Below are 19,261 nucleotides of genomic sequence, written 5' to 3' on the forward strand. Positions count from 1 at the left end.
TGATCAGTCGTGTGGGCGATCCGCCGCTCAGCCGTGGGCCGTCGTCAGGTGCCGGTCGAGGAAGTCCCGCATGAGCCGTGCGATCTGGTCGGCGTGTGTCTCCAGGGCGAAGTGGCCGGTGGGCAGGAGATGGATCTCCGCCCCCGGGAGGTCGCGCCGGAAGGCGAGCGCGCCCGCCGGGACGAAGATCTCGTCGTGGCCGCCCCAGACCGCCAGCAGCGGGACCTGGCTGGTGCGGAAGTACTCCTGGAAGGCCGGGTAGAGGGCGAAGTTGGAGCCGTAGTCGGAGATCAGGTCGAGCTGGATCTCGGGCTGGCCGGGGCGGGCCATCAGGGCCGCGTCGTGCTCGTACGCGTCGGGGCTGACGAGCGTCGGGTCCGCGACGCCGTGCAGGTACTGCCACTTGATGCCGTCGGGGCTGCTGATCTCGCGGACGGGTCCCTCGGTCTCGGGCGTGCGCTCGGCGATCAGCGCGAGGACCGGTGCCCAGGCCTCGGCGCCCAGCCCCTCCTCGTACGCGTTGCCGTTCTGTGTGATGACCGCAGTCACCCGCTCCGGGTGCGCGAGCGCGAGGCGCAGGCCGATCGGGGCGCCGTAGTCCTGGATGTAGAGCGCGTACTCCTTCAGGCCGAGCAGCTCGCTGAACTCGCCGGTGATCTCGGCCAGTTGGTCGAAGGTGTACGGGAACGCGGTGGCCGCCGGTGCCGCCGAGCGGCCGAATCCCAGGTGATCGGGGGCGATCAGGCGGTAGCGGTCGGAGAGCAGCGGGATCAGGTCGCGGAACATGTGCGAGCTGGTGGGGAAGCCGTGCAGCAGGAGCAGCACGGGGGCGTCCGCGGGGCCCGCCTCCCGGTAGTGGATCTCGTGGCCGCGGACGGTGGTGGTGCGGTGGTGGACCCCGTGGGTGGTCATGAGCGGCTCGCTCCCCTAACCTCTGAAAACTCATTTACTGGTTAGGTTCAGTTCAACATGCCTGCCTGTAACCGGTCAAGTGGTATTGAAGGGTTAGTGATGCCAGTTTGGGGCGAGGGCTGTTGCCGCCGCGAGCCGTGTGAATACTGGGCCGATGGCCATCCGACTGCGTACAGCCCACACGGCGGACCTCGCCCCCGCCGACCTTCGTGCCGTCCGCGACCTCCTGGACGACGCCTTCGACGGGGGCTTCAGTGACGAGGACTGGGACCACGGGCTCGGCGGCATCCATGTGCTCGTGCACGACGAGCGGGGTCTGGCGGCCCACGGTTCGGTGATCCAGCGGCGTGTCCTGCATCGCGGCCGCTCGCTGCGCGCCGGATACGTGGAGGCGGTCGGGGTACGGGCCGACGCGCGCCGTACGGGGCTCGGCGGGCGCGTGCTGGCCGAGCTGGAGCGGATCGTCGAGGGGGCGTACGCGCTCGGGGCGCTCTCCGCGAGCGAGGACGGGGCCGGCCTGTACGCGGCCCGGGGCTGGCAGGTCTGGCCGGGCCGGATCTGCGCGCTCGGCCCCGACGGCATCGTGCGGCTGGCGGAGGAGGAGGGCGCCACGTTCGTGCGTCCCGCCTCGGCCGGCCATCTCGACCCGGCGCACGAACTGGTCTTCGACTGGCGCGACGGCGACGTGCTCTGACGTCGGGGCGGCCGAGTCAAGTGACGTGGGCGCGGCCCGCGCTGACGTCGCGTCAAGTGACCTGCCCCGACGCCGGCTCGGGTGACTCCGCCCCTATGCCCGTGATTCCGCCCCGCCCTTGAGGAACGTTTCTCCTGTTCATGATCAACAGGCGGGGGGAGACGCGGAAAGGCGGCGGAGATGACCCGCTCCAGATGGACCAGTACGACGGACGGCCGGGCGGCCATCAGATGGGCGGGTGGCATGACGCTCGGTGCCGTCGTCCTGGGCGTCACCGGCTTCGCGCCGGCCGGCCTGGCCCCGGACGACGCGATGGCGCGGGCCCTGGCCGCCAGTGTGATCGCCCCGTCCGCGGAGTCCCGGTCCGCCGACGGCGCCGACCCGGGGGAGGAGCTGGGCGCCGAGGTGGTCCGCCAGCGGCACGCGCAGGTGCGGGACGCGGCGCTGGAGCGGATCTGCGGCCCCGCGGAGGCCGGCCGGGAGGCCCGCTTCCCGCTCTTCGACGACGTGGTGGTCGAGGCCGCCGAGGAGTCCCGCGAGACGATCGACGGCCGCCTCGTCTGGCACGGCGAGGTCAAGGGCACCAGCGACCAGGAGGTCATCGTCACGCTGGAGGGCGGCTGTGACGGAAAGCCGGGCAACGAATACCTGAGCGCCGAGTTCCTGCTGGGCGGCGCCCTCTACAGCATCGACCCGGACGGCGCGGGCCGGGTGACGGTCAGTGAGATCAGCCCGCTCACCGACGAGGACGACAGCCCGGTCCCGCCGCCCGGACCCGGCCGGGCGACCACCCGTCCGGTGGCGGGACCGCCCGCAAAGGCCGACCCGGCCGTCAAGGCCAAGTGCAAGGGCAGCGACAAGCTGGCCGTCATCGACACGCTCGTCGCGTACACCCCCAAGGCCCGGACGGAGGCGGGCGGCGAGAAGCAGATCAAGGCGCAGATCGCCAAGGCCGTCGCGCTCGCCAACGACGCCTTCGCCACCAGCGGCGTCAAGGTGCGCGTCCACCTCGTGCACACCGCCGCCGTCAAGGTGTCCGCGACGTACGACACCGTCTCCGGCGCCTCCATCGCCGCGTTCGCGACCCGGGCGACAAGGTCGCCGACGAACTGCCCACGCTGCGCGACACATACGGCGCCGACCAGGTGAGCATCATCGCGAGCGGCACCGCGTCGGGCGGCATCGGCTACACGCCCGAGAACCCAGGCCCGCAGTGGGCCGACTGGGCCTACACCGTGACCGCGCAGAGCGCCATCTCGCACTACTCCTTCGCGCACGAGCTGGGCCACAACCTCGGCGCCAACCACAACTGGACCACCGAGCCGGCCCAGCCGGACAACGGCGCCAGCGGCTACTTCCCGAAGAAGGGCGACTGGTCCTCCCTGATGGCGTACGAGTCGGGCTGCCGCAAGGCCACGAAGGGCGCCTGCGGCCGCATCAACCGTTTCTCCAACGCCCAGCAGACCTACCGCGGCGAGGTCCTCGGCGTCCCCACCACCAAGCCGGGCTCCGCCGACTCCTCCCTGGTCCTCAACAGGACCGGCACGGCCGTCGCCGCCTACCGCGCCGCCAAGACCGACAACTCCCTGTGCGGGGTCACCACTTCGGTGAGCCCGACCGGCGGCGGGTCGGTCACCCCGGAGCAGCAGGGCCCGTACACCCAGGGCTCGAAGATCTACTTCACGGCGAAGCCGAGCTCGGGATACGTCTTCGACCACTGGACCCTCGACGGCAAGAAGCAGACCTCCACGAGCACGAAGATCCAGCTCACCCTGTCGGCCGACCGCACCCTGAAGGCCACCTTCAAGAAGGCCACCACCCCCGCGTCCACGGTGACGACGTCGACCTCGGGCGGCGGCACGGTGTCCACCGCGAAGAAGTCCCGCGACGCGGGCGGCGACGCGCTGTACGAGGCGGTCCCCGCGCCCGGCTGGCACTTCGCGGAGTGGCGGCTGGACGGCTCGTACGCCGGTGACGACGACATCGCCCTCGACCCCGCACCGGGAACCGCGCAGCTCACCGCCGTCTTCGAGCGCTGCCGGCACACCCTTGACGGCCGCACCGAGGGCGGCAGGGGCAAGGTCGAGCTCTCCCAGCCCGGCCCGTACGCGGACGGCGACACCGTCGAGGCGACGGCGACCCCGGCCAAGGGCTATGTCTTCCAGGACTGGCTGCTCGACGGGCAGCCGTACGGCGGCGACGAGGAGAACGCGCACGGCGAGACAGCCGTCACCTTCCAGGAGCAGAGCCACACGCTGACGGCGATCTTCGTGCGCACCCGAGGGATGGCCGGTCGCCCCTGAGGGAAGGCCGGTCGGTCAGCCGAGGGACGCGTTCCTGACGATCATCTTGCCGGTGTTGCCGCCGCGCAGCATCGACAGGAACGCGTCCACGATCCGCTCGAATCCGTCGACGACCGTCTCGTCGAGCGCGAGCCGGCCACTGAGCAGATGCGGTACGACGAACGCGTCCAACTCCTCTTGTACGTCACGGTGGTCGCGCACCAGGAAGCCCTCGATCCGCAGGCTCTTCTCCACGACGTCGGCATGGTTGAAGAGGACCGGCGGCGCGTCCGGGGTGTTGTACTGGCCGACCGTGCCGACCCGCACCACCCGCCCGCGCTCACGCAACGCGCCGATGGCCGCGCCGAGTTGGCCGCCGCCGACATTGTCGACGAAGACGTCGATGCCGTCCGGGGCGGCCTTGGCCAGCAGGTCGGCCACGGGCCCCGAGTGATAGTCGAAGGCCTCGTCGTAACCGACGTGTTCCTTCAGATACGCCACCTTCGCCGGGCTGCCCGCGCTGCCGACCAGCCGTCCGGCACCCAGTAGCCGCGCGAACCGTCCGGTCGCCGTACCGACGCCGCCCGCGGCCCCCGAGACGAACAGGTCGTCCCCTTCCCGGAGTTGGGCGATCCGGGTGAGGCCGACGTACGCGGTCAGACCGGTGCCGCCGAGCACGCTCAGATACGCGGACAGTGGTACGCCGTCGTAGTGCGGGAGGCGTCTGGTCTCCGCCGGGCGTACGACGGAGTGGGTACGCCAGCCCGCGCGGTGGAAGACGATCTCCCCCTCGGGGAGCGCCGGGTCCCGGGACTCGATCACGCGGCCGAGGGTGCGGCCCTCCAGCGGGGCGTTCAACTCGAAGTCGCCGTCCATCATTTCGCGGTGGTAGGGGTCGACGGACCAGTACAGGTTCTCGACGAGAGCCGTGCCGGGGAGGGGCTCGGGCACGGGTGACTCGGCGAAACGGAAGTGGTCCGGGGCCGGGAAGCCGACCGGGCGGGCGGTCTGCTGGACGGTGAGCGCGATGGCGTTCGGGGAACTCATGGAACGGGACCGTAGGAAGGAATGCGGCGGCCGGGGAGAGGGTTGGGCTCATGGAACGGCCGCTTCCATGAGCCGTGTTCATAGCAGCAGGTGAGGAGCCCTGAATGACGACAGTCGGCCTTGCCCCGCGGGAGCCCCGATGACCGCGGTCGACCTCTCTCCGCGGAAGCCCCGATGACCACGGCCGACCTCTCCCCGCAGGAGCTGCGGACCCTGGTGGCCGTCGCCCGCGAGGGCGGCTTCTCCGCGGCGGCCGTCACGCTCGGCATGACGCAGTCCGCGGTTTCGCACGCGGTGCGCGGCATCGAACGCAAGGTGGGCGTCGTGCTGTTCGCACGCGGGCGGCAAGGGGCGCGCCCCACGGCCGCGGGGGAGCGGGCGGTGGCGCACGCACGGCGGGTGCTGCGGATGCTGGACGTGCTGGTCGCGGAGGCGCGCGGCGCGGGCGCGGCTCCCGAGGGCGGGGACACCGTCGCCGGACCGCTGCGCATCGCCGCCTTCCGTAGCGCGGCGCTGCATCTGCTGCCGCCCGCGCTGGAACGGCTGACGGCCCGGCACCCCGGGATCGAGCCGACCGTGCGCGTCGTACGGGAGGTTGGGCCCGGCACGGCGGGGGAGGTGGCCGAGGGCCGAGCGGACGTCGGGATCGCCACCCTCGGCACGAGCTCGCCGGTGCCGCCGGAACTGATCGGCGACGTACTCCTGGAGGAGCCGTACGCCCTGGTGCACCCGGCCGGCCACCCGGACCCGCGCTCGCTCCCGCTGGTCGACTGGACCGAGAACTGCTCGTCCTACACCCGCACTTGGTGGGCGGCGCAGGACTGGATCCCCTGTGCCACGGTCCGCGCCGAGGACGACGGAGCGGTGCTCTCGATGGTGAGCAGTGGTCTCGGAATGGCCATCATGCCCGCGCTGTCCCTCACGAGTGCACCGCTGACCACCGAGATCACCGATCTCGGCCCGGAGCGCCCGACCCGCTCCATCGGCTACGTGACCACGCCGGAACTCGCCACGACGGCCGCCGTCCGCGCGCTGATCAGGGAGTTGCGGGCGCTGCATCCGCGGGTGGGGTGAGCGGCGCTCAACCTTTAGGGTGCTGATGTTGGTCAGCTCATCGGATCAGGGGATCTGCGGAGCAGGGGATGCAGGGGGACGGGGACCGATGGACAACGCGACTGAGGTGTTCCAGCCGCTGCAGGCGGACGATCCGCCGGTCGTGGCCGGCTACCGCCTCGCCGCCCGGCTCGGCGCGGGAGGCATGGGCCGGGTCTATCTGTCGCACACGCAGGGTGGCAGACCGGTGGCCATCAAGGTGGTGCGGCCGGAGTTGGCCGACGACCCGGCCTTCCGGCGGCGGTTCAGCCGGGAGATCAAGGCGGCCCAGCGCGTCCGGGGCGCGTACACCGCCGAGTTGCTCGACGCCGACGCGGACGGCATACCGCCCTGGCTGGCCACGCTGTACGTGCCCGGGCCCTCCCTGGCGGAAGCCGTCGCCCGGCGCGGGCCGCTGCCGGTTCAGGCGGTGCTGTGGCTGATGGCTGGGGTGGCCGAGGCGCTCCAGGCCATCCATGGTGCGGGAATCGTGCACCGGGACCTGAAGCCGTCGAACGTGCTGCTCGCCGCCGACGGACCGCGGGTGATCGACTTCGGCATCTCGCTGGCCTCCGACCTCACCTCGAACACAGCCACGGGCGCCGCCGTCGGCACACCCCAGTTCATGGCTCCCGAGCAGGCGACCGCGGGTGAGGTCACGGCGGCGACCGACGTCTTCGCGTTCGGCCAGACCGCGGCGTTCGCGGCGCTGGGCGAACCGCTGTACGGGGACGGCCCCTCGCCCACCGTGCTGTACCGGATCGTGCACTCGACACCTGACCTGTCCGTTCTGCCCGCGCAGCTCCGTCCGCTGATCGCCCGCTGCCTCGCCGCCGATCCGGAGGAGCGGGCCACCCCGGCGGAGATCGTCGAGTGGTGCCGACAGCGGCTGGGCCGGGACGCCGACGCGGGCGCGGGGCCGGCCGTCTGGCGGGAGGTCACCGGGCCGGAGCTGAGGGTTCCGTCTCCGGTCCCCGATCCCACGCCGGTGCACACGCTGCCGTTGCTCGCGCCGCCGCAGCCGCCGACACGGCCGGACGAACCGCGGGCCCGCCGGCGACGTACCGCGCTGATCGCCACCGCCGCGGTGACGGCGGGTGCGCTGCTGCTGACGGGCATGGCATGGAGGTTCATGGACGCGGCGGACCGGCTCCGCCACCGGGACGCGGCCGGCTCCTCGACGCCCGGTCGGACAGGGGCCGCAGGGCCCTCGGCGTCCTCATCGGCCTCCGCGCCGGCCTCTGGGAGCGGTAGCCGGACATCGGCGAGCCCCTCCTCGACCGCGCCCTGGTCGCCGCGGCCCGTCGCGCACGCCGGACAGTGGCTGGACGCGAAGAACTCACTGTCCTTCGGGGAGCCGGCCCAGCGCGAGGACCGCAAGGGGGACATCCGCTTCGACTGCAAGGACGTCGGCTGCGCGCTGGACAGCGACACCAGCGTGTTCGTCCAGATCTTCGGCGATACGGGCACCACCCTCGATATGTGCCGCCTCCTCCTCCACAGCGCCAAGAGCCACCGCCTCCCGCTGGCCGCGGCGGCGGCCGGCACCGAGATCTGTGTCAAGCACTCCTCCGGCGACATCGCACTGCTCGTGATCCAGGTGAAGTCGACCGCGGTGCCGAAGCTCGCCTTCACGACCATGGACATGACGGTCTGGCCGACCGCCTAGCCAGCCACAGGACCGCCGCCCCAGCCCCTCTCACATGTGAGTGTCGCTCCCCCCGCCGACCCCCTCCGCCACCCGCTCCAGAGCCCCCCGCAGCCACCGATGCGCCGGATCCGTGTCCAGCCGTACGTGCCACGCCTGGCCCGACGCGACCGTCGGCAGGTCGAGCGGGATCTCCAGGACGGCGAGCGGCATCACGCGGGACGCCTCGGTCGCGACCTCCGACGGGACCAGGGCCAGCGCGTCCGTGCGGAGGGCGAAGAAGCAGGCGGCGGCGTAGGTCGGGGCGGTGGCCAGGATGTCGCGGTGCAGGCCGAGTTCGGCGAGACGTTCGTCGACCACGCTGTGCGTGCGGCCGCGCCGGGTCACCGTGATGTGCGGCAGCGCGGCGAACCGTGCCGCGGTCAGCGGCCCGCGCGCGAACTCGGCGTCGGCGCGCGCGACGGCCACATAACGGTGTTCGTGCAGCGCGCTGCTGCGTACGTCGTGCGGCAGCGGGTCCGGCAACTCGCCCACATCCAGGTCGACATGGGTGCGCAGGTCCGCCGGGTCCTCGTCGCCCTCCGGCAGCAGCCGCAGCCGTACCCCGGGAGCTTCCCGGGCCGCCAGCGCCAGCAGCGGGGCGCCGAGGGACAGGGCGACTCCGTCGTTGGTGCGGATCCTGAACTCCCGTCGCAGGGTGGCGAGTTCCACCTCACGCGGCGGCCGTAGCGCCGCCACCGCGGCCGCGAGTGCCGCCTGCACCCGGGGCTGCATCTCGTGCGCGCGCGGGGTGAGGGTCAGGCCCCGACCCGACGGTACGAGGAGGGGGTCGCCGACCACCCGGCGCAGCCGGCCCAGGGTGCGGCTCATCGCCGAGGGGGACACGTTCAGCTCCGCCGCCGCGCCCGCGACACCGCCCGCGCGGAGCAGGGCGTCGAGGGCGGGCAGGAGGTTCATGTCGGGGAGTGGGGGTGCCCCATCGGGCGACTGAGACGACTGCTGCATGAGACGCAATTCTCCATGAATCAATCGGACCTTGTGTGCAGCAATGATTCACCCCGAACCTGGACCCATGTTGGATTCGCGCCAGCGCGGTACCGCGCTCCTGGTCGCGGGCTGCTTCTTCATGGAGATGCTGGACGGCACGATCGTGTCCACCGCCGCTCCGCGGATAGCCGCAGACCTGCACACGACCCCCGCCTCCGTGGGCCTGATCATCACGGCCTATCTCGTCACCCTCGCCGTCCTCATCCCCCTCTCCGGCTGGCTCACCGCCCGCTTCGGCCCGCGCCGTGTCTTCCTGGCCGCGATCGCGGTCTTCACCCTCGCCTCCCTGGCCTGCGCCTTCGCGCCCAACCTCGGCGTGCTGGTCGCGATGCGTGTCGTCCAGGGCGCGGGCGGCGCGATGATGGTGCCGGTCGGCCGGCTCGTCGTCCTCGCCGGCACCGCCAAGCAGGATCTGCCGCGCGCGGTCGCGTACATCGTGTGGCCCGGGCTCGCCGCCCCGGTGCTCGCGCCGCTGCTCGGCGGTGTGATCACCACGTACGCCTCCTGGCACTGGATCTTCCTCCTGAACGTGCCCCTCGGCGCCCTCGCCCTCCTCGTCGCCCGCCGCCTGATCGCGCCGGGCGCGCCGGGGGAGACGCCGCCGCTCGACATCACCGGCGTCCTGCTCACCTGCACCGGCCTCGCGGCCCTGACCTGGACCGCGCACCTGGTCTCCGAGGCCCGGAGCACCCCGGTGGAGGCGGCGGTGACCGGGGTGATCGCCGTCGTCGTCCTCGCGGCGGCCGTACGGCATCTGCTGCGCACCGAGCACCCGCTGGTGAACCTCCGCACCCTGGACGTCCCGTCCTTCCGGGCCTCGGCGCTCGACGGCTCGCTCTACATGGCGGTCGTCAGCGCCATCCCCTTCCTCCTGCCTCTGCTCTTCCAGGAGGTCTTCGGGTGGAGCGCGGTGAAGTCGGGCGCGGTCGTGCTCTTCGTCTTCGTGGGCAACATCGGGATCAAGCCCGCGACGACCTATCTGATCAACCGGTTCGGTTTCCGGCCGCTGCTGATCGTCTCTACGCTGGGACTGGCCGTGGCGACCGCGGGCTGCGCGCTGTTCACCGCGTCGACGCCGGTCGCGGTGATCGCGGTCGTCGCGGCGCTCGGCGGTGTGGCCCGCTCGGTCGGCCTCACCGGTTACTCGACGATCGCGTTCAGCGAGACGCGGCCGGAGCGGCTGCGCGATGCCAACGCCCTCTTCGCGACCTCCCATCAACTGGCTGCGGGCCTGGGTGTCGCCATCGCCGCGGTCGCACTGCGCGGGGGCGCGGAGCTGACGGACGGCCCGCGCTCGGCGTACGCCGTCGCGTTTGTGGTGCTCGGCGCTCTCTGCCTGCTGCCGACGGTGGGCGCCCTGCGGCTGCATCCCGCGGCGGGTGACGCCGTACGAACTGTCGTCCCAGGTCAGAGGGGTGTGACCCAATCCACCGTCTCAGATAGTAGGAAGTCCGAGTAATTGTGGAGACAGATGCTCGCTCCTCCCTTAGCTTTGTAGGAGCCGAACGTCTCGCTCGACCAAGCGAATGGCGGTCGTGAGCCGGAGCCCCTTGGCAGGCAACCCCTGCGGCACCGCTCCCCGCCCCTTCCGGCGTCTCGTAAATCTCACCCCACTTCCGGCTGCCCTTCCCGGGCTTCTCCGGAGGCAAGGAGTCGATTCATCATGGCCGAGACGACCGTCCGCCGAGTCCGTCACATCTCCCGTTCGAGCGAGTCCGACCGCAAGAACGCCGCCGCCGCGCTCCAGCGCGCCCTCGACCGCAGGGACAACGGCGGCGCGACGGGCCACTGAGGCCCATGGGTCCGCTGACGGGCCCACCCCATACCGGGAGCCGCACCCGCACGGGGTGCGGCGCGAGGTTCCTGCCCCGCGCCGCACCTCGGAGTGCTCACGCTCCGCGCCGCACCTCGAAGTAGTCGATGCGCTTGCCGCTCTGCGCGAGCGCCGACACCTTGAGCCGCGGTGACGTGCCGGCCTCCGCCTCCACCGAGAGGAAGGAGAAGCCGGTGTATCGCACCCGCGACCACTCCACGGTGTCCTTGTTCTGCTGCTGCGACTTCGTCCAGTGGTAGGTGTCTACGGACTCGTGGCGGGTGACCTTCCCTTCGTAGCTGTCCTTGACCCCGGCGGGGAACCTGTACAGGCTCTTGCCCGCGCCGCCCGCCGTGACGTACACGATCCCGTCCCGCGTGGGATCGGTCGACGCGCCGACCGGCACCGGCTTGCCCACCGTGCCGCCCTTGATGGCGTCGGTCCGCTCGTACACGTGGTTGTGCCCGTTGATCACCAGGTCCACCTGGTGCTTGGCGAACAGCGGCAGCCAGGCGTCCCGTACACCCCCGTCGGAGGCGTGCGTCGACGTCGAGTAGGCGCAGTGGTGGAAGAACACCACGACGAAGTCGACCGTCTTGCGCAGTTCACCGAGCCGCTTGTCGAGCCAGGCCGTCTGCCTGCCGTCCGTGTAGCCCTTGTTGGCGGGGATCTCGTACGACACGTCGTTCGCGTCCAGCGCCACGATCCCGACATTGCCGTACGTGAACGAGTAGACGCCCGGCGCGTTGCGCGCGTCGAAGCCGTTGTCCGGGAGTGACCAGCGGGCCGACTGGCCGCCGTATCCGTTCGGCGAGTACCAGGCCTCCATGTCGTGGTTGCCGGTCGTCACCATCCACGGAACGGACTTCGCCACCGACTCGGTCTGCTTGAGGAACAGGTCCCAGGCGCCGGGGTCGTAGACGTCCGAGTCCTTGCCCAGGCCGACCACGTCCGCGTAGCAGATGTCGCCCGCGTGCAGATGGAAGGACGGCTGCCGGCCGAGGAGCACCTTGTCGTTGGCGAGCGCGTCGGGGGTGACGCCCTGGTCGCCGAAGGCGGTGAACACGAACTTCTCGGGGCTCGCGGGCGCCGTGCGGAAGGTGCCGACCGTGGAGTGCCGCTCCCGGGACGCGGGATCGAATCCCTCGTGGCCGACGCCGTAGTAGTACGTCGTCCCGGGGCGCAGACCGTCGAGCGCCGCGTGCAGGTAGTACTGGTCCAGCGCGAGCCGCTGCCCCGCCAGCCCCGGCGTGTGCAGATCGCGGACCTCGGCCTCGATCTTCCGGCTCAGCCCCCAGGGCTTCAACCCCACCCGTACGTACGGCTTCTTGACCGCGAACGGCACCTGCCAGGAGATCCGCATCTGCGTCTTCGGGTCCGCGCCGAAGGTGAGGTGACGGCCGAAGGGCGTGACGACGGAGCCGGGTACGCGGCTGGTGGCGGGGCTCGGCGTCGTGGCGGACGAGGGGGAGGGGCTCTTGGTGCCCGTGGCGCAGCCGGCCAGCAGGCCGCCGCCCGCGAACGCGCCCGCCGTGACCAGCGCGCGCCGCCGCGTGAGCTTCGTCCGCAGGTACTCGTACTGCTCCGGCATGCTCATCCGGCGCGCGAGCTGAGGCGGGATACCGACGTCGGGTGTGTCCATATTGGTGAACTTCCCAGTACGTCCCAACAGCCGCCATACGTACGGGTGAACGGACGTCGACGGGTAGGCGTGCTGCGGCACCGCCGTGTCCGTATGGCGGACATAGCGTGTCATCCCATGGGACAAGGAGTACGGTGCCGTCATGTCTCGCAGCATCAATCTCGCAGTGATCCCTGGTGACGGCATCGGCCAGGAGGTCGTGGCCCAGGGGCTCAAGGTCCTCTCCGCCGTCCTTCCGCAGGATGTGAAGCTGGAGACCAAGGAGTTCGACTTCGGCGCCAAGAGGTACCACGCCACCGGTGAGACCCTCACCGAGGCGGACCTGGACGCCCTGAAGCAGCACGACGCGATCCTGCTCGGCGCGATCGGCGACCCCTCGGTTCCGTCCGGCGTCCTGGAGCGCGGCTTCCTGCTGAAGCTCCGCTTCGCCTTCGACCACCACGTCAACCTGCGGCCGTCGAAGCTCCTCCCGGGTGTCGCCACCCCGCTGGCAGGACAGCCCGAGATCGACTTCGTCGTGGTCCGCGAGGGCACCGAGGGCCCGTACACCGGCAACGGCGGCACCATCCGCAAGGGCACCCCGCACGAGGTCGCCACCGAGGTCTCCGTCAACACGGCGTTCGGTGTCGAGCGTGTCGTCCGGGACGCCTTCGCCCGTGCCCAGGCCCGTCCGCGCAAGAAGCTGACGCTGGTCCACAAGAACAACGTGCTGACCTTCGCGGGCCACCTCTGGACGAACATCTTCAACCAGGTGGCCAAGGAGTTCCCCGAGGTCACCACGGACTACATCCACGTGGACGCCGCGACGATCTACCTCGTCACGGACCCCGCGCGCTTCGACGTGATCGTCACCGACAACCTCTTCGGCGACATCATCACCGACCTCGCCGCGGCCGTCTCCGGCGGCATCGGCGTCGCCGCCTCCGGCAACATCAACCCGAGCGGCGAGTTCCCGTCGATGTTCGAGCCGGTCCACGGCTCGGCGCCCGACATCGCGGGCCAGGGCAAGGCCGACCCCAGCGCCACCGTCCTGTCCGTCGCCCTCCTGCTGCGCCACCTCGGCTACGAGCCCGAGGCCGCCCGCATCGAGGACGCCGTCGCCGCCGACCTCGCCGAGCGCGTGGGGCAGCCCGCCCGCTCCACCCAGGAAATCGGCGACGCCCTGGCTGTACGAGTAGCCGGCTGACCCTCCCCCACTGCCTTAAGGGCGTGGGGGGACCCCCACTCCATACGTTCGCGTAGAAGCCGCCGGGTCGCTGCCGCACCCGGCGGCTTTTCCTATGCCCTCGCCGGGTGCCACCATCAACCCGTGGGCAATCCCATGGGCCGTAAACAGACCGTTTTCGTCCGCAGCCCCGTACGCGCGATAATCGAACACGGAGCCGCGGAATGAGGGAATGCTCGGACGTCCTAGCACTGGGCCTCCCTTGCAGTACCGAGTGCAGTACCGAGCAATGCGGCCCGTCACATACAACCGGTGAAGGACAACCACTCATGACGCAGCCCACGATCGAGCTCAAGCCCTCCGCCAGTCCGCTCTCCGACGCGGAGCGCGAGGCGATCCTGGCCAACCCCGGGTTCGGCCGCCACTTCACCGACCACATGGTGACGATCAAGTGGACGGAGGGCCGTGGCTGGCACGACGGCCAGCTCGTTCCGTACGGTCCGCTGTCCCTCGACCCGGCGAACATGACCCTGCACTACGCGCAGGAGATCTTCGAGGGCCTCAAGGCGTACCGCCAGGCCGACGGCTCCGTCGCCACCTTCCGCCCCGACAAGAACGCCAAGCGCTTCCAGGCCTCCGCCCGCCGCCTCGGCATGCCGGAGCTGCCGGTGGAGACGTTCATCGAGGCGTGCGACGTGCTCGTGCAGCAGGACCGCGACTGGGTTCCGGCCCATGGCGGCGAGGAGTCCCTGTACCTGCGCCCGTTCATGATCGCGACCGAGGTCGGCCTGGGCGTGAAGCCCGCCAACGAATACCTCTTCCTCGTCATCGCCTCGCCGGCCGGCGCCTACTTCCCGGGCGGCGTCAAGCCCGTCTCCATCTGGGTCTCCGAGGACCACGTCCGCGCCGTGCCCGGCGGCATGGGCGACGCCAAGACCGGCGGCAACTACGCCGCGTCGCTGCTCGCCCAGGCCGAGGCCGCCGCCGAGGGCTGCGCCCAGGTCTGCTACCTGGACGCCGTCGAGCGCAAGTGGGTCGAGGAACTCGGCGGTATGAACCTGTACTTCGTGTACGGCGACAAGATCGTCACCCCGACCCTCACCGGCTCCATCCTGGAGGGCGTCACCCGCGACTCCCTGCTCACCCTCGCCCGCGACCTCGGTTACGAGGCCGAGGAGGGGCGCGTCTCCATCGACCAGTGGCAGCGCGACGCGGAGAACGGCACGCTGGCGGAGGTCTTCGCCTGCGGCACCGCCGCCGTCATCACCCCCGTCGGCACCGTCAAGCGCACCGGCGCCGAGTGGCAGCAGGCCGGCGGGGAGCCCGGCAAGGTCACGCTGCGGCTGCGCGAGGCGCTGCTCGACATCCAGCGCGGTGTCAGCGAGGACAAGCACGGCTGGATGCACCCGCTGGCCTGACCTGGCCGGGTTTCTTCGCCCCGCCGCCCCTACCCGTCCCATCCGCCAGGGGCTCCGCCCCTTCGACCCCGTGGGTAGTTCGTCGGCTGCGGGCCGGTGGGGGCCGTTCGCGCAGTTCCCCGCGCCCCTAAAAGGGGCGCGGGGAACTGCGCAATTTTTTAGGGGGGTCTGGGGGCGCAGCCCCCAGGGATGGGACGGGTAGGGGCGGCGGGGGCGAGATTGGCCGGCCCGCGGCACCAGGGCTCCAACAGGCAGACGAGGGGCGGCAGTTCGTTCGACGCGTATCGCCTTCGTCGGGCGGGTATCCACTGAGTCCACGGGGGGAGCGTGTGCTGTCCCCTGCGCGGACACGGCCGGGGGAGGAGCACAGGTGGACGGACGGTCGCCGATATCGAGGATGCGCTGGCTGGCACGTACGTTACGCACGCCGCGCCGCCCCCAGAGCCTCACGGTGCTCGTCCTCCTGGCCGCCGTCGCGGCGCTGCTGCTGTGGCGCAGCAAGGGGATGGACAACTACGGCGAGAACCTCACGCTCAACCTCGGCACCGACATCGTCGGCGTCGTCGTCACCGTCTTCGTCATCGGCCCCCTCATCAGCCGCGCACAGGAGGGCCGGGTCCGCGAGCACACCCGCCTCGACTACGAGTGGTTCAGCGCCCAGGTCTTCCGCTCGACGTCGAACGTGAAGGTGCTCGACACCTTCTCCAACCTCTTCGGCCCGCAGTTCTCCGAACGGCTCTTCCGCGGCATCAAGTCCGCCACCGCACAGGGCGCCCGCGTGCAGATCCTGCTTCTGGACCCCGACTCCCTCGCGGTCATCCTGCGCGGCCGTGAACTCGGCGAGCAGAGCGCCGACATCCGCCGCGACATCATGCGCAACCTGCGGACCTTGGACCGGTTCGCCCGGCGGCTCGACGAGGGTGCCCGGCAGTTCCTCGAAGTGCGGCTGTGCTCCACCTCTCCCGGCGTGACGCTCTACCGCTGGGACGACCGCTCCCTGGTCTCCTTCCTCACCGTCGGCCGGCTCTCCGGCGAGGGCGTCCAGCTCGAAGTCGCCGTCCGCTCCCCGCTCGGCGCCTTCGTCGAACAGCGCTTCGACGAGCTGTGGCAGCAGAGCAAGTCGATGGAGCGGTTCACCCATCTGCCGGTGACCCTGGTCGACGCGACGGACGGGCGACGGGACTTCACCTGTCGCTTCGTCTACGTCGACGACTGCCTGTACGTCGCCGGACACGATCTCGTGTCGTACATGGCCCGCCACCGCCTCGACCAACTCTCCGCGTTCAGTGAGGATTTGGGCGCCCCGGGAGCGTACGAACTCGTCGTGATCGACGACGAGAGCGAGCTGCACACGCTGCTCATGCAGCACTTCGCGGAGAAGTACGATGCGTCGGCGACCGCCTTCGTCGAGTTGCGGCCGCCGGTCCTGGTCACGGAATAGAGGCCCTGGCACATATGAGTTCAGCGCTCCACCTCGCTTCACGCACGAGCCCCCGATTTCGCGCCTTCACGCCCCGTGACCTGGACGGCCTGCTGCAGCGCGTGTCCCTGCCCCCCGCCGAGCGGCTCGCCCTGCGGGCCGTGTCCGCGGTCCTGCCGTTCCGTACGAACGCCTATGTGGTCGACGAGTTGATCGACTGGTCGGCCGTGCCCGACGACCCGATCTTCCGGCTGACCTTCCCGCAGTCCGGGATGCTGCCCGCGCCCGATCTGCGGCGGATGGCGGACCTGCTCGCCCGGGACGCGCCGAAGGCCGACGTGCTGCGCGCGGCCCACGAGATCCGGATGAAACTCAACCCGCACCCCTCGGGCCAGCTCGACGCCAACGTCCCCGTGCACGAGGGCGAGCGCCTCACCGGCCTCCAGCACAAGTACCCCGAGACGGTGCTGATCTTCCCGCGCCAGGGCCAGACATGCCACGCGTACTGCACGTACTGCTTCCGCTGGCCCCAGTTCGTCGGCGAGTCGGAACTCCGCATCGCGACCGACGACATCGCCGCGACGACCGGTTATCTGCGCGCGCACCCGGAGGTCACCAGCGCCCTGATCACGGGCGGCGATCCGCTGGTGATGAGCACCGAGGTACTGAGCCGCTATGTCGAACCGCTGCTGGAGATCGACACGATCCGTTCGATCCGCATCGGCACCAAGTCGCTCGCCTTCTGGCCGTACCGCTTCGTGTCCGACCGGGACGCCGACGACCTGCTCAGACTCTTCGAGAAGGTCGTCGCGAGCGGCCGTCACCTCGCGCTGATGGCCCACTTCACGCATCCGCAGGAACTGCGGCCGCCGGTCGTGCGCGACGCGATGCGCCGGGTGCGCGACACGGGCGCCGTGATCCGCTGCCAGGGCCCGCTGGTGGCCGGCATCAACGACAGCGCGGACGCCTGGGCCGAGCTGTGGGACGAGACCACGACGCTCGGCGCGGTGCCGTACTACCAGTTCGTGGAGCGGGACACCGGCCCGCAGGGCTACTTCGGGGTGCCGCTGGCCCGCGGCCACCAGATCTTCCGCGACGCCTACGCCCGTGTCTCCGGCCTCGCCCGTACCGTGCGCGGCCCGGTCATGTCGGCGATGCCCGGCAAGGTCTGTGTGGACGGCGTCGCCGAGGTCGCCGGCGAGAAGGTCTTCGTACTGCACCTCATCCAGGCGCGCAATCCCGAGCTGGTGGACCGCCCGTTCTTCGCCGCCTACGACGAGGGCGCGACCTGGTTCACCGACCTCAAGCCCGCTTTTGGCGCGAGCGAGTTCCTGCCGGGGCTGGAGGTGGGCTGAATGTCAGCCGCACCGTCCCAACCGTCGTCCGCGGTGGCCGCTCTCTCCCTGGCCGTGGCAATCTTGCTGTCCCTCGTGATCGCGTTGACCGCCGTGATCATTCGGAGGAGTTCGGTGAGCCGGTTGACCGATATCTGGCCAACGGCCGCGACCGTCTTCGCCGCCAGCATGGGGATTGCCCTGGCCAGCCTCGCGAGCGTGGGGTTGCTGAGGTCTTAGAACCTGCTTTCGGCGCTGGCCGGTTCCTTCCCGGCCTTGAGGCGGGCTGAGGTCGGCCGGGGCGTCAGCGCCAGGTAGACCACCCCGCCCACCGCGCCCGACAGCAGGAAGCTGCAGTCCACGCCGCCGGTCAGTGACAGCAGCGGGCCCTCGTACGACGGCAGGGACACGGCCAGCAGTCCTACGGCGGCCCCCAGCACCCACGCCACGGTGGCGGGGATGTTCCAGCCCGCCCGATACCAGTAGACCCCGCCCCGGGAATGGCGGTTGAAGACCTGGAGGGCGTCGGCGTCGTACACCCCGCGGCAGCGGGCGAAGCCGATGAGGGTGATCACGGCCCAGGGGGTGCCGATCGCCGTGAGCAGCAGCACGAAGGACGTCATCGCGGACTGCGCGTCCCACGCGTAGTGGCCGACGAAGACGCAGACGGTGGCGACGACGGCGACGGTGCAAGTGGCCCGGGCACGCGAGGCGCGGGGCAGGATCGCGTCGAGGTCGAGGCCCATGGAGTAGAGCATGAGTCCCGCGTTGCCGACCGAGCCCGCGGAGGCGGCCAGCAGCAGCGGGATCAGGTACCAGGTGGGGGACGCGGCGACCAGCGGGCCCGCGTAGTCGAGGGCCGCGCGGGCCGCGTACGCCGTGAAGGTGCCGAAGAGCTGCGGGACCAGGAGACCGGCGATCAGGCCCAGCCATGTGGCGTGCAGGACCGTGCGGGAGGAGTGGCGCGACGGGGAGATGTAGCGGGTGTAGTCGCCGAGCAGGGTGATGAAGGCGATGGGGCCCGACAGGCCCGCCGCCACTGCCGCCAGCAGCCACGTCGGCCAGAAGGAGCCGAGCAGGTAGCCGCCGGTCTCCGGGAGCGCCGCGGTGGTGAAGTGCGGGGCGTACGCGATCACGCCGACGACGAGCAGGGCCGTCATGCCGATCGCCAGGACGCGGGACATGGCCAGCAGCACCCGGTAGCCGTACACCGCGCCCGCCACCGTCGCCGCCGCCAGCAGCCCGTAGACGACGGCGTACGACAGGCCGTTGTCCGGCAGCCCGAACAGCCGGCCGAGCACGCTCACCATCACATCGCCGCCGATCCAGACGGTCAGCGCGGTGTAGCCGAGCGCGAGGAGCAGGCCGACGACCGAGCCGACCAGCCGTCCCCGTACGCCGAACTGGGCGCCGGAGGAGGTGGAGAGGTTCGTCGCGGTACGGAGTGACACCAGGGCGAGCGGCGCCGTCAGTGCTGTGCCGATCACCGTGCCCGCCACGATCGAGCTCACCGACGACCACCAGTCGAGCCCGAAGGACGGCGGCAGCCAGCCGAAGATGATCACCCCCAGGCAGAGGTTGGAGCCCAGCAGGATCGACATCAGATCCCGCGGCCCGCTGGTGCGCTCCTCGTCCGGGATGGTGTCGACTCCGCGCTGTTCGATCGGCATGGCTGGTCTCCTTCGACGGCCGCCTGAGAGTTTGAGCGACGCTCTGAGAGTGAGAGCGATGCTCCGAGAGTTAGAGC

16 protein-coding genes are annotated in these 19,261 nt (G+C 70.9%); 11 read left to right on the forward strand and 5 right to left on the reverse strand.

Going from position 1 to position 19,261, the window contains the following annotated elements; all coding sequences use genetic code 11:
* Nucleotides 1-27: 27 nt before the first annotated feature.
* Entirely contained in the window at nt 28-912 is an 885-nt protein-coding gene (locus OG975_RS33540; RefSeq protein ID WP_406333037.1) for an alpha/beta fold hydrolase, read from the reverse strand.
* Nucleotides 913-1,066: 154 nt separating this feature from the next.
* On the opposite strand from OG975_RS33540, the gene OG975_RS33545 reads away from it, so the two are divergent.
* The 3 genes from OG975_RS33545 to OG975_RS33555 all read left to right on the forward strand — a co-directional run bounded on the left by OG975_RS33545 (nt 1,067) and on the right by OG975_RS33555 (nt 3,909).
* A complete protein-coding gene (locus tag OG975_RS33545; protein ID WP_406333038.1) occupies nt 1,067-1,606 on the forward strand; it encodes a GNAT family N-acetyltransferase in 540 nt (179 codons plus the stop codon).
* Between the two features lie 180 nt (nt 1,607-1,786).
* The gene (locus OG975_RS33550; RefSeq protein ID WP_406333039.1) at nt 1,787-2,755 is read left to right on the forward strand and encodes a hypothetical protein; all 969 of its coding nucleotides are present in this window, start codon (nt 1,787-1,789) and stop codon (nt 2,753-2,755) included.
* Nucleotides 2,752-3,909: an InlB B-repeat-containing protein gene (locus OG975_RS33555; RefSeq protein ID WP_406333040.1), complete on the forward strand. Its 1,158-nt coding sequence runs from the start codon at nt 2,752-2,754 to the stop codon at nt 3,907-3,909. Before OG975_RS33550 ends, OG975_RS33555 begins: the two co-directional genes overlap by 4 nt.
* 15 nt (nt 3,910-3,924) lie before the next feature.
* On the opposite strand, the gene OG975_RS33560 is transcribed toward OG975_RS33555, so the two are convergent.
* On the reverse strand, nt 3,925-4,935 hold the full coding sequence (locus OG975_RS33560) for an NADP-dependent oxidoreductase (RefSeq protein WP_406333041.1): 1,011 nt from the start codon (nt 4,933-4,935) through the stop codon (nt 3,925-3,927).
* Between the two features lie 174 nt (nt 4,936-5,109).
* On the opposite strand from OG975_RS33560, the gene OG975_RS33565 reads away from it, so the two are divergent.
* Complete coding sequence (locus OG975_RS33565; protein ID WP_406333043.1) at nt 5,110-6,009, forward strand: LysR family transcriptional regulator; 900 nt, start codon at nt 5,110-5,112, stop codon at nt 6,007-6,009.
* A gap of 88 nt (nt 6,010-6,097) precedes the next feature.
* Nucleotides 6,098-7,696 carry a protein kinase domain-containing protein gene (locus tag OG975_RS33570; RefSeq protein ID WP_406333044.1) on the forward strand — a complete coding sequence of 533 codons (1,599 nt, stop codon included), beginning with the start codon at nt 6,098-6,100 and terminating at the stop codon, nt 7,694-7,696.
* A gap of 30 nt (nt 7,697-7,726) precedes the next feature.
* Here the strand turns inward: OG975_RS33570 and OG975_RS33575 are convergent, their stop codons facing one another.
* A complete protein-coding gene (locus OG975_RS33575; RefSeq protein ID WP_406333046.1) occupies nt 7,727-8,632 on the reverse strand; it encodes a LysR family transcriptional regulator in 906 nt (301 codons plus the stop codon).
* 115 nt (nt 8,633-8,747) lie between these two features.
* Between OG975_RS33575 and OG975_RS33580 the strand changes: the two genes are divergently transcribed.
* Nucleotides 8,748-10,181 (forward strand): DHA2 family efflux MFS transporter permease subunit, encoded by a 1,434-nt coding sequence (locus OG975_RS33580; protein WP_406333048.1) that lies wholly within the window; start codon nt 8,748-8,750, stop codon nt 10,179-10,181.
* A 204-nt stretch (nt 10,182-10,385) separates the two neighbouring features.
* Nucleotides 10,386-10,514 (forward strand): hypothetical protein, encoded by a 129-nt coding sequence (locus OG975_RS33585; RefSeq protein WP_268240522.1) that lies wholly within the window; start codon nt 10,386-10,388, stop codon nt 10,512-10,514.
* A gap of 97 nt (nt 10,515-10,611) precedes the next feature.
* Here OG975_RS33585 and OG975_RS33590 read toward each other — a convergent pair whose 3' ends face one another.
* Complete coding sequence (locus OG975_RS33590) at nt 10,612-12,177, reverse strand: fibronectin type III domain-containing protein (RefSeq protein ID WP_406336594.1); 1,566 nt, start codon at nt 12,175-12,177, stop codon at nt 10,612-10,614.
* A 142-nt stretch (nt 12,178-12,319) separates the two neighbouring features.
* Here OG975_RS33590 and OG975_RS33595 point away from each other — a divergent pair, with 142 nt between their 5' ends.
* The 4 genes from OG975_RS33595 (at nt 12,320) to OG975_RS33610 (ending at nt 17,535) form a co-directional block, all read left to right on the forward strand.
* Nucleotides 12,320-13,363, forward strand: a complete 1,044-nt coding sequence (locus OG975_RS33595) for a 3-isopropylmalate dehydrogenase (protein WP_327431956.1) — start codon at nt 12,320-12,322, stop codon at nt 13,361-13,363.
* 308 nt (nt 13,364-13,671) lie between these two features.
* Nucleotides 13,672-14,760, forward strand: a complete 1,089-nt coding sequence (locus OG975_RS33600) for a branched-chain amino acid aminotransferase (RefSeq protein WP_406333049.1) — start codon at nt 13,672-13,674, stop codon at nt 14,758-14,760.
* Between the two features lie 370 nt (nt 14,761-15,130).
* The gene (locus tag OG975_RS33605) at nt 15,131-16,201 is read left to right on the forward strand and encodes a hypothetical protein (protein ID WP_406333050.1); all 1,071 of its coding nucleotides are present in this window, start codon (nt 15,131-15,133) and stop codon (nt 16,199-16,201) included.
* A gap of 101 nt (nt 16,202-16,302) precedes the next feature.
* Entirely contained in the window at nt 16,303-17,535 is a 1,233-nt protein-coding gene (locus OG975_RS33610) for a KamA family radical SAM protein (protein WP_406333051.1), read from the forward strand.
* Nucleotides 17,536-17,750: 215 nt separating this feature from the next.
* On the opposite strand, the gene OG975_RS33615 is transcribed toward OG975_RS33610, so the two are convergent.
* Nucleotides 17,751-19,184, reverse strand: a complete 1,434-nt coding sequence (locus OG975_RS33615) for a cytosine permease (protein ID WP_406333052.1) — start codon at nt 19,182-19,184, stop codon at nt 17,751-17,753.
* Between the last annotated feature and the right edge of the window lie 77 nt (nt 19,185-19,261).

This window comes from Streptomyces sp. NBC_00203 (genome assembly GCF_045206325.1).
Lineage (GTDB): Bacteria > Actinomycetota > Actinomycetes > Streptomycetales > Streptomycetaceae > Streptomyces > Streptomyces lutosisoli.

Coding starts and splice junctions, on each gene's coding strand:
- OG975_RS33540 (WP_406333037.1), bottom strand. CDS start 912: ATGACCACCCACGGGGTCCACCACCGCACCACCACCGTCCGCGGCCAC.
- OG975_RS33545 (WP_406333038.1), top strand. CDS start 1,067: ATGGCCATCCGACTGCGTACAGCCCACACGGCGGACCTCGCCCCCGCC.
- OG975_RS33550 (WP_406333039.1), top strand. CDS start 1,787: ATGACCCGCTCCAGATGGACCAGTACGACGGACGGCCGGGCGGCCATC.
- OG975_RS33560 (WP_406333041.1), bottom strand. CDS start 4,935: ATGAGTTCCCCGAACGCCATCGCGCTCACCGTCCAGCAGACCGCCCGC.
- OG975_RS33565 (WP_406333043.1), top strand. CDS start 5,110: ATGACCACGGCCGACCTCTCCCCGCAGGAGCTGCGGACCCTGGTGGCC.
- OG975_RS33570 (WP_406333044.1), top strand. CDS start 6,098: ATGGACAACGCGACTGAGGTGTTCCAGCCGCTGCAGGCGGACGATCCG.
- OG975_RS33575 (WP_406333046.1), bottom strand. CDS start 8,632: ATGAACCTCCTGCCCGCCCTCGACGCCCTGCTCCGCGCGGGCGGTGTC.
- OG975_RS33580 (WP_406333048.1), top strand. CDS start 8,748: ATGTTGGATTCGCGCCAGCGCGGTACCGCGCTCCTGGTCGCGGGCTGC.
- OG975_RS33585 (WP_268240522.1), top strand. CDS start 10,386: ATGGCCGAGACGACCGTCCGCCGAGTCCGTCACATCTCCCGTTCGAGC.
- OG975_RS33590 (WP_406336594.1), bottom strand. CDS start 12,177: ATGGACACACCCGACGTCGGTATCCCGCCTCAGCTCGCGCGCCGGATG.
- OG975_RS33595 (WP_327431956.1), top strand. CDS start 12,320: ATGTCTCGCAGCATCAATCTCGCAGTGATCCCTGGTGACGGCATCGGC.
- OG975_RS33600 (WP_406333049.1), top strand. CDS start 13,672: ATGACGCAGCCCACGATCGAGCTCAAGCCCTCCGCCAGTCCGCTCTCC.
- OG975_RS33615 (WP_406333052.1), bottom strand. CDS start 19,184: ATGCCGATCGAACAGCGCGGAGTCGACACCATCCCGGACGAGGAGCGC.